The following is a 14478-nucleotide window of genomic DNA, read 5'->3' as shown; positions in this document are numbered from 1 at the left end:
TATTTTAATATATTTGTTTTATTATATATCCTTTATCTATTAAAGCTTTTTTTATTTCTTCTATATGAGAATGACCATTTGTTTCTAAAGCTATTTCTACAACCATATTTTTAAGAGCATCTGTTGCTTTGAAATGATCTTGTTCAAGTTTTACTATATTTGCATTTATATCTGCAAGAACTTTAGCAATTTTTAGTATTTGTCCTGGTTTATGAGGAACTTCTAAGCTAAATGCAAAAAGTCTTCCTTTAGATACTAAGGCACTATTTATTAAAGAAGTTATTGTAACCATATCTATGTTACCACCACTTATTATAGAAACTACATTTTTACCTTTAAAATCTATCTTAGATGAAGCAGCTAAAGTTACAGCACCAGAAGCTTCTGCTAAAAGTTTATGTTTTTCACTTAAAGTAAAGAAAGCTTCAACAATTTCATGGTCTGATACAGTTATTATGTCATCTACATATTCTTTTATAAATTTAAAAGTTAAATCACCAGGTTTCTTTACAGCAATTCCATCTGCAATAGTATCAACAGAATCTAAAGCTATAACTTCTCCAGCTTTAAAACTCTTAACCATAGCATTAGCACCTTCAGCTTGAACACCTATTACTTTAACCTTTGGATTTAAAGCTTTAGCAGCTAAAGTAACTCCACTTATTAAGCCACCTCCACCAATTGGGCAAAGAATAACATCTACATCTTTTAAATCTTCAAATATTTCTAAGGCTACAGTGCCTTGTCCACAAATTACATCAATATCATTAAAAGGATGAATAAATAATGCTCCTTGTTCTTCTTCTATCCTTTTAGCTTCATTAAAGGCATCATCATAAACATATCCTGATAATACAACATTTCCACCTAAATCTTTTGTTGATTGAACTTTTAATAAAGGAGTAGTTTTTGGCATTACAATAGTAGCTTTAACATTAGCTTGTTTTGCTGCAAAGGCTACACCTTGAGCATGGTTTCCTGCAGAGGAGCAAACAACTCCATTTGCTTTTTCTTCCTCTGATAAAGATCTTATTTTATTTAAAGCACCTCTTATTTTGTAAGCTCCTGTTAATTGTAGATTTTCACATTTCATATAAACATTGTTACCTGATTTTCTAGAAAACACCTCACTATATATTAAAGGTGTTTTTATAACTACATCCTCTATAGTTTTTTTTGCTTTATTAATTTTTTCTAAATACAAAATAATCACCTCTTAATTCTCTTAATGTAAACCTTTTATACTTTAATTATAACAAATAACTACCATTTTTTACAGAGCATAAATTTTTAAATTTTATATAAAATAATATAAAAATAGTTCAAAAGGAGTGTAGTATTTATATGGCTAATAAAATAGTTAAAGTAAAGAAAAATAATAATGGAGAGATTACAGATTATATATTAAGTAGTGGAAAAACTGTTTCAAAAGCAGAAGGTGTTAAACTTGCAGAAGAGGGTAAAATTCAAGGGGTTATAATATCCCATTCAAAGAATGGAGAAGCTTATTTAAGAAGCATACCAGATGGAAAAGAAAATAATAATCTTTATGAATTATCATAATACTATAAAAAAATTAGAATTAATATAGAAATTATATATTAATTCTAATTTTTATTTTTATCATTAAAAGCAATATCTTAATTAAACAAAAAGTAATACACACATATGTTTACTTAAAGTATTACTTTATAACTTCGCTAAAAATATTTGAAGAGATAGAAGGGTGAATAAAAACAATTTAATTTTAAAAACAAAATTCTTTTTCGTAATATATTATTTTTTTAATATACATTCTTTTAATTTAAAAGACATATATTAAAAAAGTTAGTGTGAGATAAAAGGTATAAACTAAAGCAAAAGTTGGTTATGATTTTTATAAAATCTTTATAAGTTTTATTTGTTTTTATATATAATAAATATTTTTGGTATATTTTGTTAAAATTACCCCAAAACAACTTCGCTAAATATACATTTAGCGAAGTTGTTTTGATTTTCAACCAAAAACATGCTAAAATTTACTCATAAAATAGTTTTGAAAGGAATTTTACTATGATTAAAGAAGAAAATCATTTCAAAAATTTTCAGTATCCTAATGATATAAAAGAATTACTAAAGGTGGAATTAAGCAACTCTGATTTAGATAATTTAGATAAAATATATAATTATTACGATTCTCAAAATATAAATAGAAACTATGAAGAATTAATAGAAGATATTTATATACTGACATTTAAAAGAAATCTTTCTTTTAAGGAGCTTTCTAAAATTTACAAAGTAAATGAAAGAATTATAAAAAGATGGATAAAAGAACTTGCTTTAGATGATTTAATAAAAGAAAAAAACAACATCGATTCTGTTAAAAAAACAAATTTGAAAAATGATTCTAAAGTAGAAATTATAGATAATAAAAATTTCAAATTTGATTTTTTAGAGAAATCGAAGCATCCTAAAAGAGTTATTGAATTTCTAAATTACTTAGAAAACATAAAAGGAAAATCAATTAATACTGTAGATGCCTACTCTGTTGATTTAGGCTTATTTTTTAAATTTTTAAAAATTTATAAAGGTTTAGAAAATAATATATCCTTTGAAAATATAGAAGAAGTTGATGCCTCTAACTTAGATGATAATTTTATAAAAAATATAAGTTTATCTGATATATATTCATTCTTAGCATTTTTAGAAAAAGTTAGAAATAATAGCACTTATGCTAGAGCTAGAAAAGTAGCAACCTTAAAATCATTTTTTAAATTTTTAAGTTCAAAACTAAAGTTAATCCAGGAAAACCCTACAGAAGAATTAGAATCTCCTAAAATAAATAAAAGGCATCCTGTCTATTTAACCTTAGAACAAAGCATAGCTGTTTTAAACTCTATGGATAAAAAAAATAAAAATTATTACAGAGATTATTGCATATTAACTTTATTTTTAAATTGTGGAATGAGATTATCAGAACTTTGTAATATAGAAATAGATAAAATCAAAGGAGATACTTTAACAATTATAGGAAAAGGAGATAAAGAAAGAACCGTTTATTTAAATGAGGCTTCTATTAAATCTATAGAAAATTATTTAAATAATAGAAATGATTCTAAAGCTAGTGAGGAATCAAAAAAATATTTATTTTTATCAAGTAAATATAGACCTATAAATAAAAGAAGTGTTGAAATTTTAGTTAAAAAACATATAGAAAATGCAGGATTTAAAGATCAAAAATATACTCCTCACAAACTTAGACATACAGCAGCAACTCTTATGTATAAGTACGGAAATGTAGATATAAGAAGTTTGCAAAATATATTAGGTCATGAAAATATATCAACAACTCAAATATATACTCATGTAGATGATGAAAGATTAAGAGAGGCAGTAAAAACAAATCCACTCTCTAATTTAAAATGATAAAAACAAGGTACTAGAACATATGTTCTAGCGCCTTGTTTTTATCATTTTTTCTTTATTTATCTTTTATTTTAAGTTTTCTAACCCCTGGAAAAACTTCTTCAGTCATTTCTTCCATAGTTAAATCATCATTAAAATCTATATCTTCAAGATATTCAATATGTTCAAAAGCATCTTCATAATCTTCTTGCTTAGCTAAGTATTCTTCCCAAGTTTCCTCTGTAAGAGCTTCCTCAAAGTCTTCTTCTTCCTCTTCCCTCTCTTTTTCAACAAGTCTTTTTAGAGTTTCTTCAATTTTCTTATTCTCCTCAACTTCCTTTGCTATATCAGCTATTCTTATGGCCTTTGTATCTATTCCTTCCATTTCTAAACAATCACCACAATTATCGCAAATTCTACCTTTATATATATCGCAGTAATCATCATTGTTAAATACTTTTTTATCCATAAAGTTCACCTCTTACTTAAAAATCATCTTTTCATTATAACAAAAATATTATTCTTTATCAAATAAAAGTTAATTAAAATTAGTTTTTATAGACATGAGAACATAAGTTTGCCATACTTCTTCTACTGTGGTATAATATTACCAAAGAATCGTGAGGTGCAATTGCTATGATTATTAATGAAAATTCAGATAAACAAACTCAAATATACAACTTTTTAATTGAATTTACAAAATCAAAAGGTTATCCACCTTCAGTAAGGGAGATTTGTCAAGCTGTAAGCTTAAAATCAACTTCAACTGTACATGGTCATTTAAAAAGATTAGAAAAAAAAGGGTTAATATATAGAGATCCAACTAAGCCAAGAGCTTTAGAAATTATAGAATTATCTAAGGAAGATAAAGAGCTAATAGATATTCCTATTATAGGTAAAGTTACAGCAGGAATGCCTATTTTAGCTACAGAAAATATAGAGGATATGTTCCAAATGCCTATAAATTACGTAAAACATAATAATGATTTATTTATTTTAAAGGTTACTGGAGATAGTATGATAGAGGCAGGAATATTAGATGGAGACTTAGCAATAATAGAACAAAAGAATATAGCTTCAAATGGTGATATTGTTGTAGCTTTAATAGAAAACGAAGCTACCATAAAAAGATTTTTTAAAGAAAATGAATTTATAAGACTTCAACCTGAAAATAAAAATTATCAACCTATAATAGTTGAAAACTGCTCTATTCTTGGAAAATTAGTAGGTATTTATAGAGCTTATTAAATAAAAAAATACATGTAAGTTTTTTACAGAAAATGTAGGGAAATTTGTGAAAAAACAAATTTCCCTACATTTTTTTATATTCTTACTATTAACTTAATATTAATCCCCATTCTATTAAAAATTTATATACAAAATTATATATACTATATTTAAATAAATCATCTGAATTATTCTAATTTATATGGTTTGTTTAAATGTAAACTTAAAAGATATTCAACTAATTCATTATATTCATGTAAATCTATTTCAAAAGGCTCCCACTCAGCACTTCTTGGGCACCACCCTTTTCGAAATAAAGAATTTAATATTTTAATACTAGGAATAGTTTTATCAAATTGAGGCCTTAATAGCATTCCAGTATCAACTACTAAATCTCCTAATGTACCAATTTTATCTATGAATTCTCCATTTGAGCCATAAGCTTCTGGAGTTAAAAAATATCTTACCTTTCTCATAACTCCTCCTTTTATTTATTCTATAAATTCAAACACTTTCCTAGGAATTTCTTTAATTTAATAAATTAAGATTTTAACTTGTTTTCTAATAATTCTTTTTCATATTTTAATGTTTTTATATCTAATTCTAAGGACTTTCTTTCTAATTCTACTCTCCTTTCAAAATCTAACTTCATTTTCTCTTCTGCTTTTATTATAGCATTAGAATATTTATTTTCTAATAATTCAATTTCTTTTTTATGGTCCTTTCTTAAAGAATCTATAAAAGATTTTAAGGAGATAAGTTCCTCTTTATACTCTTTTTCTTTCTCTATATAAAAAGTTAATTTTTCTTCAAAGGCTTCTTTTTCAATTTTTAAAGATTTTATTTTATTTTCCTTATCTTTTATAACTTCTTTTTCCTCTTCAACCTGATTTTTTAATTTTTCATTTTCCTCTTTTAGTCCTTCTAATCCCTTTAAATAACTTATTTCTTCTTTATTTTTCTCGATTAAATCATAATTTCTAGAAACTAATTGAGATAAAGTACTTTTATCTTTTTCTAAAATCTTTATACTCTCTTTAAGGTTACCTATTTCCTTTTCTTTTTCCTTATTTTCTTCTTTTATTTTTTTATCCTTATCTAAAAGTTCTTCCTCTCTTCTCTGCAATCTCTCTATAGTAACATCTTTTATAGAAAGTTTTTTAACAAATTCCTCTTCCGCTCTTTTACTAGCATCTTCACTCATTTGCAAAGAAGTTAAAAACAATTGATTTATCTTATTTAAATAATCTTGAAAGGATTCTATCTCTAACTTTCTTTCAACTAAAGTAGCCTTAGAATTTTCTAACTCATAAAGAGAAATTAAAGCATCTAAACATTGTCCTTGATTCCCAAATTCATCAGAAGCTATTTTTTTAAATTTATCAAAGGTTTCCTCAGTAACTCTAAAACTTTTTACTTTTAATTCTTTATTTTTATTATCTTCCAAAACGTTCTTCCTTTCTTTTAAAGTAATACACAATGCAATACATTATATGTATTACAAATTTCAAATAATTTACCCTTTATTTAATTATATATTAAATAAATTTTTATTTCTATAAAAATAAAAAAAATAGGTTATTATTAAATTATTAATAATAACCTATTTTCTAATTTATAAATAATATTTTTTACTTAAAAATATTATTTAATGCTATTAACACTCCAATTTTCGCATGGTCAAAAGTTAATCCACCTTGTAGATAAGCTATATATGGTTCTCTAATAGGTGCATCAGCTGAAAGTTCTATAGAAGAACCTTGAATAAATGCCCCTGCCGCCATAATAACTTCATCTGAGTATCCTGGCATAGCCCATGGCTCACATTCAACAAAAGAATCTATTGGAGAAGCATACTGAACTCCTTTGCAGAACTTAATAAGCTTTTCTTTATCATTAAATTTTATAGCTTGAATTATATCACTTCTCTTTTCATTATACTTAGGAAGCACTTCAAAACCAGCAAGTTCCATTATTCTAGCACAGAATATAGCACCTTTTAAAGCTTCTATAGCAACATGAGGTGCTAAAAATAATCCTTGATAAAAATCTTTCATAACACCAAAGGTACATCCACATTCTGCTCCTATTCCAGGGACAGTAAGTCTATAAGAAGCTTGCTCTACATACTTCTCTTTTCCAACAATATATCCACCTGTTGGTGCTATACCTCCACCTATGTTTTTTATTAAAGAACCTGCCATTAAATCTGCACCAACATCTGTTGGCTCTATTATATCTATAAATTCTCCATAACAGTTATCAACAAATACTATTAAGTCTTCTCTTAATTCTTTAATTACTTTAATAGCCTCTCCTAATTCTTCAACTTGAAATGCATTTCTCCATCCATATCCTGTAGATCTTTGCATATGTATTAATTTTATAGTTTTGTCTTCTTTAATTATTTCTAAAACTTTTTCTATGTCTATCTTGCCATTTAAAAGGTCAACTTGCTTATAATTAACACCATATTCTTTTAAAGAACCTATATTTTCCTCTCCACTTATACCAATTACACTATGTAAAGTATCATAAGGACTGCCTGTTACAGCTAACATAGTATCTCCAGGTCTTAAATTTCCAAATAAAGCAGTACCTAAAGCATGAGTTCCATTAACAAAATGTGGTCTAACTAAAGCTTTTTCAGTATTAAATATTCTAGCATAAACTAAATCTAAAGTATCTCTTCCAATATCTCCATAACCATATCCTGTTGAATTTGTAAAATGACTATCTGAAATTCTTTCCTCTTGAAAAGCTTTAAGAACTTTTAATTGGTTATATTCTCTTATTTCATCATATATCTTAAATTCATTTTCTACATCAATTATAGCCTTGTTATAAAAAGTTATAGTTTCCTCTGTAAAACCATATTGTTTTTTTAGTAATTCTATAGTTGCACTAAGCATTATTATACCCCCGCATTATTAAAAATATCGTACATTTATAAATCTTAACATATAGAAAAAAAATAGGCAAACCTCTTAAAATAGGTTGCCTATTTTTTATATATTAATTGTCATAAACTTGCGCGTTATTAAATAATATTGGTTTAGCTGGTGATACTGTGCTTATAGCATGCTTATAAACTAATTGTTGTTTTCCTTCACTATCTAAAACCACAGTAAAGCTATCAAACCCTTTAACTATACCCTTTAACTGAACACCATTTACCAAAAATATTGTTACAGGAATTCTTTCCTTTCTTGCATTGTTTAAGAATATATCTTGTAGGTTATTGATTGACTTATTCATTCTATTGCCCTCCATAAATTTTTAATATAATTTAATTATAAACCTAAGCATTTGTTATGTCATTAATAATTTTGTTAGAAATAGCCTCTTCAGAAATAAATTTATCCTTATCTATAAATATAGCTCTAGGATCCTTTCTAAACCAAGTAAGTTGACGTTTTGCATAATTTCTACTACCTTGTTTTATCATATCTATACATTCTTCTTTAGAAATTTTATTATCAAGGTAATATAAAACTTCCTTATATCCAATACCTTTCATTGATTGCATTGTATCTTTTAGTCCCATATTTTTAAGCTTTTTAACTTCTTCTAAAAGTCCTTTTTCAAACATTATATCAACTCTTTTGTTTATTCTTTCATAAAGTTTCTCTCTATTCATATTAAGTACATAATAATATATATTATATGGAGTTTCATAAATACTATTCTTAGCTTTAAAAGAAGAAAAAGGCTTTCCAGTTAACTTGTAAGTTTCTAAAGCTCTAATAACTCTTTTTCTATTATTAAAATGGATTGAATTATAACTTTCTAAATCAATATCCTTTAGCATTTCATGTAAATACTCATTTCCATATTCATTAGCTATCTTTTCAAGTTCTTCTCTATACTCTTCATCTTTTTCACTTTCTGCAAAATTCATATTGCATATTATTGAATTTATATATAAACCAGTTCCTCCAACTAATATTGGAAGTTTACCTCTGCTTTGTATATCTTTAATTTTTTCCGTAGCTAACTCTTTAAATTCTGCAACTGAAAACTCCTTATTAGGGTCAACAAAATCTATTAAATAATGAGGTATTCCCATCATTTCTTCCTTAGATATTTTAGCTGAGCCTATATCCATATGTTTATATATTTGCATAGAATCAACAGATATTATTTCTCCATTTAATTTCTTAGCTAAAGCTACTGAAAGGTCACTTTTCCCTATAGCTGTTGGTCCTGCAATAATAAGTAAATCATTATTCATTTAAAATTTATCTCTCCTTAAGTTATTCTTTTAAACTTCTTATCTAATTCATAACTAGTGAATTTAATTATGGTAGGACGACCATGTGGACAGTGAAAAGGGTCATTTATATATCTTAAATCTTCTATTAAATTTTCCATTTCTAATAAATTTAAAGTATCATTTGCCTTAACTGCTGCTCTACATGACATTGAAGCTATTTTATTATACTTAACTTCTAAAGTTTGCCCACTACCCATTCTTTTTAAATTGTTTATAATAGCTATTATTAATTCCTTTGGATTTAATTTATCTAAAAAGTAAGGTACCTCTTCAACTCTTATAGAGTTATCGCCAAAATCACTTATCTTAAAGCCTGCCTTTTCAAAAATATCTTTATTTTCATCATAATAAAGATAATCATCTATAGGTAAATCTATAATTAAAGGAACCATTAAGGGTTGAATTTCAACATTTTTTTTAGCTATATCTAAGGAATATTTTTCAAACAAAATTTTTTCATGAGCTGCATGTTGATCTATTAAATAAAGTGTAGAATTATGTTCAGCAATTATATAAGTTTTATTAAATTGACCAATAACTCTAAGTTTTGGAAATTTAGCTTCCTTATTATAAGGTAAATCTTCTAAATGCTCTCTATCTTTAATTTTAACTTCTTCTAAACTTTCACTTAATCTATCTGTCAGTTCATTTTTTATAAGAATAGGTTCATAGATATTTTCTTTATTTGATAAAATTTCTTTACAAGAGGTATTATCTATAGAATTTTCTTGTAATATATTCTTATCCTTTATTAAAAAGTCAACTGGCAAAGAAACTTCCTTAACTTTTGAATCATCTTCTAGACTATCTTCTTTTAATTTATAAGCTATATTTTCCTTTAACTTTTCTAAAGTACTTATTTCCTTTTCTAAACTTTCTTGAATAGCCTCTTCTTTAATATTTTCCTTTTTCCTATCTTCTTCCTCTTCAATTATAAAGGTGTCTTTTACATATTCTCTCATAGCTAAGTGAACAGCATCAAAAACAACTTTAAATATAAATCTTTCATCTTTAAATTTAATCTCTGATTTTGTAGGATGTATATTAACATCTATAAGTTCTGGATAAGTATCTATAAATAAAACAAAAAAAGGAAACTTTCCAGTAACATTAAAAGACCTAAAAGCATTTTCAACAGCTACAGTTAAACTTTTATTTTTTACATATCTTTTATTTACAAAAATACTTTGATTATTTCTAGAGGCTCTTGCTAAAGTATCATTACCTATAAAACCATAAACTGATACTGTATCTTTATGTTCTTCAAAATATATTACATTTTCTGCAGTTGATTTTCCATAAATAGTTCTTATAACATCTATTAATTTTCCATTACCATAGGTATTTAAAACTTTTTTGTTATTATTAAATAACTTAAAAGAAACCTCAGGATTACAAAGAGCAATTCTGTTTACTAAATCATTTATTAAAGCACTTTCTCTAGCTGTTGTTTTTAAAAATTTCTTTCTAGCAGGAACATTAAAAAACAAATCTTTAACCTCTACCTTAGTTCCTCTATTCATAGAACAATCTATTAAAGCTTCCTTTTCTCCTCCATTTATTATAAGTTCTTTTCCAATATCAAAGTCATCTCTCTTACTTTTAAAGTTAACCTTTGAGATTGAAGCGATACTAGGAAGAGCTTCTCCTCTAAAACCAAGAGTATTTATACTAAAAATATCATAGGTGTCTTTTATCTTACTAGTTGCATGGGGGTTAAAAGCTTTTTCAATATCATCAGGATGTACTCCAATCCCATCATCTATTATTTTTATAAGTGTTTCTCCACCATTTTGAATTTCTATAGTTATATTTTTAGCCTCTGCATCTAATGAATTTTCTAAAAGTTCCTTAACAACAGAAGAGGGTCTTTCAACAACCTCTCCTGCTGCAATTTTATTTGCTGTATCTGCATTTAAAATATTTATTCTATTCAAAATCTATACCAGCTCCTTCCTTCTTGCTAAAGTAAATCTTTAGCTTCTTTAACTAGAGCATATAATTTATTCATAGCCTCCATAGGATTTAAAGATAAAATATCAACTTTTGAAAGTTCTTTTATTAAATTATCTTTTTCTATAGCAGAAAAATCTAATTGTAATTGATTATCTTCCTTAAGAGTATTTTTATCTAAAGCAACCTCTTTATCTAAACTTTCTAAATCAAAATTATCTTCTTCTCTATTATCTATATTATTAGAAGATTTATTTTCATTTTCTGCCTTAAAAACCTCTGCTAAGTTTTCTTTAGAAGATTCCCTCTCAAGCGTTTCTAAGATTTCCTTAGCTCTAGCTATTACTTTCTCTGGAATACCAGCAAGTTTAGCAACCTCAATTCCATAAGATTGGTCTGCTCCTCCTTCTATTATTTTTCTTAAAAATATAATATTATTATCAACTTCTTTAACAGCTACAGAATAATTCTTAACCCCTTTAATTTCTCCTTCTAATTTAGTTAATTCATGATAGTGAGTTGCAAAAAGCGTTTTACATCTTAAATTCTTATTTTTACATATATACTCTATAACAGACCAAGCTATACTTAATCCATCATAGGTACTTGTTCCTCTTCCAACTTCATCTAAAAGAACTAAACTATTTTCTGTAGCATTTTTTAAAATGTTAGAAACTTCCCACATTTCAACCATAAAAGTACTTTTTCCACCAGCTAAGTCATCAGAGGCTCCAATTCTAGTAAATATTTTATCCACTATACTTATATTAGCTTCTTTAGCTGGAACAAAGGAACCTATTTGGCACATTAAAGTTATAATTGCAACCTGTCTCATATAAGTTGATTTACCAGCCATATTAGGTCCTGTTATTATAAGCAGTTGATTATCTTCTTTATTTATAGTAGTATCATTTGGAATAAACTCTCCCTTAGGAATTACCTTCTCTACTACAGGATGTCTTCCATCTTTTATAATCGTTTCACCCTTTTCATTAATAGATGGTTTTATAAAGTCATTTTCTAAAGCTATAAAAGCTAAATTACTTAAACAATCTAATTCAGAAATTATTTTAGCTGTAGCTTTTAATCTATCTATATGATTTTCCACTTCATTTCTTATATCTATAAAAATATCATATTCTAAAGAACAAAGCTTTTCACTTGCCCCTAAAAGTTTTTCTTCTATTTCTTTAAGTTCTGAAGTTATAAACCTTTCTGCATTTGATAGAGTCTGCTTTCTTATATATCTCCCTTCTGGAATAGAACTATAATTAGCTTTAGAAATTTCTATATAATAACCAAATACTTTATTAAACCCTACCTTTAATGATTTTATACCAGTAAATTCTCTTTCTTTACTTTCTAAATTAGATATCCAATCCTTACCATTAGTTTTAGCAAGTCTTAATTCATCAACTTCATTATTAAAGCCATCTTTTATTAAATCACCTTCTTTTAAAGTTAAAGAAGGGTCTTCTTTTATTGATTTTTCTAAAAGGTCATATATATCTTTTAAATCATCTATATTTTTATAATAATCCTTTAAAAGCTTTGAATTACAATTTTCTATAATTTTTTTAACCTTAGGTATTTTCCCTATAGATGTTTTTAATGCTATTAAATCCTTAGCATTAGCATTTTTATTTGAAATTTTACCTAAAATTCTTTCTATATCATAAATATCATGTAAAGCTTCCTTTAAAGAATCATTTAAAGAAATATCATAAAATAATTCTTCAACAGAGTCTAATCTTAATTTTATTTTTTCTTTATTTACAAGAGGTTCTTCAATCCATCTTCTAAGCATTCTGCTCCCCATAGAGGTTTCTGTTTTATCTAAAACCCATAAAAGAGAACCTTTTTTACTCTTTTCTCTTAAATTTTCAGTAAGTTCTAAATTTCTTCTAGAACTTAAATCTATTGTCATAAAATCTACTAAGCTATAAACTTCAATATCATTTATATTAGTTAAACTTATTTTTTGAGTATCTAATATATATTTAACTAAAGCATTACTTGATTTTTTTATAATTAAACTTAAGGATTTTGATTTTTCTCCAAATTGAGAATTTAAATTCTCCTCAAAATTTTCCTCAAAATATTCTAAGGGTTTTCTACTTATTAATGCAGAAGTAGTTAAGGTTATATCCTTTATAAGATTATTATCTAAAGAATCTAAAAGTATTATTTCCTTTGGATTAAATTTAGACATTTCATCTAAAATAATTCCCTTCTCAAATTTGCCCTCTGTTGCTAAAAAATCTCCTGTAGAAATATCTGTTATAGCAAGAGAACATCTGTCTATTTTTGAATCTACATATATACTCATTATGTAATTATTTTTTGTTTCTTCTACAAAAGATGAATCTGTATAAGTTCCTGGAGTTATTACCTTTATAACATCTCTTTTTACAATCCCCTTAGCAACCTTAGGGTCCTCTACTTGCTCACAAATTGCAACTTTATATCCCTTAGAAACTAATCTTCCTATATATGAATTAGAGGCATGAAAGGGTATTCCACACATTGGTGCTCTTTTTTCTAAGCCACAATCTCTCCCTGTAAGAACTAGTTCTAATTCTCTTGCAGCAATTTCTGCATCTTCAAAGAACATTTCATAAAAGTCCCCAAGTCTAAAAAATAATATACAATCTTTATAATTTTCTTTTATTTCAAAATACTGACGCATCATAGGCGTTAAAGCCATTTTAAAGTACCTCCATCAAATCTATATACTAAAATTTTAAATTATATTTTTATGTCATAATAATTATTCTAGCATATTTTTTATGTAAGAAAAAACTAAAGCCTAATTTTAGGCCTTAGTTTTTATCTAAATAATTATATTAATTAAATATTTCTTTTTCAAGGTCTTTTAACCACTTTTTATCTAAAGGTGGAACTCCTTCTAATCTATAAGGAATATTTAAAACTTCATATTTATTTACACCTAAAACATGATAAGGTAAAAGTTCAACCTTTTCTACGTTATTAAGAGTATCTATAAAAGACTTAATTCTCCTTAAATCTTCTTTATTATCTGTATAGCCTGGAATAACAACATGTCTTATCCACATTTTTTTATTCATAGATTGAGCTATCTTTAAAAACTCTAAAGACTTATCTATTGGAACAGTTACTAAATTTTTATATTTTTCACTATCAGTTTCCTTTACATCAAACAATATAAGGTCAACATACTTTAAAATTTCTTCATAGTCTCCAAGTCCAACTCCTGCGGTATCTAAAGCTGTATGTATTCCTTCATTTTTACATAATTTTAAGCATTCTAATAAAAATTCAGGTTGAAGAAGTGGTTCTCCTCCTGAAAAAGTAATCCCTCCACCAGAGGCATTAAAATAAGTTTTATACCTTTTAATTTTATTTATAAGCTCCTCTGCAGTATATTCAGTACCTTTATTTTTACACCAAGTGTCTGGATTATGACAAAAGGCACATCTTATACCACATCCTTGCATAAAAACTACAAATCTTATGCCAGGTCCATCAACTAATCCCATACTTTCTAAGGAATGAATTCTTCCTTTAACCATATTCTAATACTCCTCCTTATGGAAAATTTCAAAAAGAGTGTATAGGTTAATTCTTAATTTGAACTATAGATATTATAAATTAAT

General features: G+C 26.1%; 13 protein-coding genes. 3 read left to right on the top strand and 10 right to left on the bottom strand.

The genetic code is table 11. The annotated features are described in order from the left end of the window. Window positions 1–4: 4 nt before the first annotated feature. Window positions 5–1204 (bottom strand): threonine ammonia-lyase, encoded by a 1200-nt coding sequence (ilvA, locus tag AC4FRL_RS02240; RefSeq protein WP_491138426.1) that lies wholly within the window; start codon window positions 1202–1204, stop codon window positions 5–7. Between the two features lie 140 nt (window positions 1205–1344). On the opposite strand from ilvA, the gene AC4FRL_RS02235 reads away from it, so the two are divergent. Then, on the top strand, window positions 1345–1563 hold the full coding sequence (locus AC4FRL_RS02235; RefSeq protein ID WP_491138425.1) for a DUF3892 domain-containing protein: 219 nt from the start codon (window positions 1345–1347) through the stop codon (window positions 1561–1563). A gap of 837 nt (window positions 1564–2400) precedes the next feature. After that, a complete protein-coding gene (locus AC4FRL_RS02230; protein ID WP_491139516.1) occupies window positions 2401–3405 on the top strand; it encodes a tyrosine recombinase XerC in 1005 nt (334 codons plus the stop codon). A gap of 55 nt (window positions 3406–3460) precedes the next feature. Here the strand turns inward: AC4FRL_RS02230 and AC4FRL_RS02225 are convergent, their stop codons facing one another. Then, window positions 3461–3853 carry a hypothetical protein gene (locus tag AC4FRL_RS02225; RefSeq protein WP_491138423.1) on the bottom strand — a complete coding sequence of 131 codons (393 nt, stop codon included), beginning with the start codon at window positions 3851–3853 and terminating at the stop codon, window positions 3461–3463. Between the two features lie 167 nt (window positions 3854–4020). On the opposite strand from AC4FRL_RS02225, the gene lexA reads away from it, so the two are divergent. Continuing rightward, window positions 4021–4632, top strand: a complete 612-nt coding sequence (gene lexA / locus AC4FRL_RS02220) for a transcriptional repressor LexA (protein WP_491138421.1) — start codon at window positions 4021–4023, stop codon at window positions 4630–4632. Window positions 4633–4799: 167 nt separating this feature from the next. Here the strand turns inward: lexA and AC4FRL_RS02215 are convergent, their stop codons facing one another. The 8 genes from AC4FRL_RS02215 to pflA form a co-directional block, all read right to left on the bottom strand. Continuing rightward, window positions 4800–5087: a hypothetical protein gene (locus AC4FRL_RS02215; protein WP_491138419.1), complete on the bottom strand. Its 288-nt coding sequence runs from the start codon at window positions 5085–5087 to the stop codon at window positions 4800–4802. A 65-nt stretch (window positions 5088–5152) separates the two neighbouring features. Continuing rightward, window positions 5153–6058: a coiled-coil domain-containing protein gene (locus tag AC4FRL_RS02210; protein ID WP_491138418.1), complete on the bottom strand. Its 906-nt coding sequence runs from the start codon at window positions 6056–6058 to the stop codon at window positions 5153–5155. Window positions 6059–6242: 184 nt separating this feature from the next. After that, window positions 6243–7523: a methionine gamma-lyase family protein gene (locus AC4FRL_RS02205; protein WP_491138417.1), complete on the bottom strand. Its 1281-nt coding sequence runs from the start codon at window positions 7521–7523 to the stop codon at window positions 6243–6245. A 103-nt stretch (window positions 7524–7626) separates the two neighbouring features. Then, the gene (gene hfq, locus AC4FRL_RS02200) at window positions 7627–7869 is read right to left on the bottom strand and encodes an RNA chaperone Hfq (protein ID WP_491138415.1); all 243 of its coding nucleotides are present in this window, start codon (window positions 7867–7869) and stop codon (window positions 7627–7629) included. 43 nt (window positions 7870–7912) lie between these two features. Beyond that, a complete protein-coding gene (gene miaA, locus AC4FRL_RS02195) occupies window positions 7913–8845 on the bottom strand; it encodes a tRNA (adenosine(37)-N6)-dimethylallyltransferase MiaA (RefSeq protein ID WP_491138414.1) in 933 nt (310 codons plus the stop codon). Between the two features lie 17 nt (window positions 8846–8862). Then, on the bottom strand, window positions 8863–10824 hold the full coding sequence (gene mutL, locus AC4FRL_RS02190; protein ID WP_491138413.1) for a DNA mismatch repair endonuclease MutL: 1962 nt from the start codon (window positions 10822–10824) through the stop codon (window positions 8863–8865). Window positions 10825–10850: 26 nt separating this feature from the next. Further along, complete coding sequence (gene mutS / locus AC4FRL_RS02185; RefSeq protein WP_491138412.1) at window positions 10851–13547, bottom strand: DNA mismatch repair protein MutS; 2697 nt, start codon at window positions 13545–13547, stop codon at window positions 10851–10853. Between the two features lie 139 nt (window positions 13548–13686). After that, on the bottom strand, window positions 13687–14394 hold the full coding sequence (gene pflA, locus AC4FRL_RS02180; RefSeq protein WP_491138411.1) for a pyruvate formate-lyase-activating protein: 708 nt from the start codon (window positions 14392–14394) through the stop codon (window positions 13687–13689). Window positions 14395–14478 lie beyond the last annotated feature (84 nt).

The organism is Clostridium sp. TJA032, from assembly GCF_058310275.1.
This window is presented reverse-complemented; position numbering and strand designations above follow the sequence as displayed.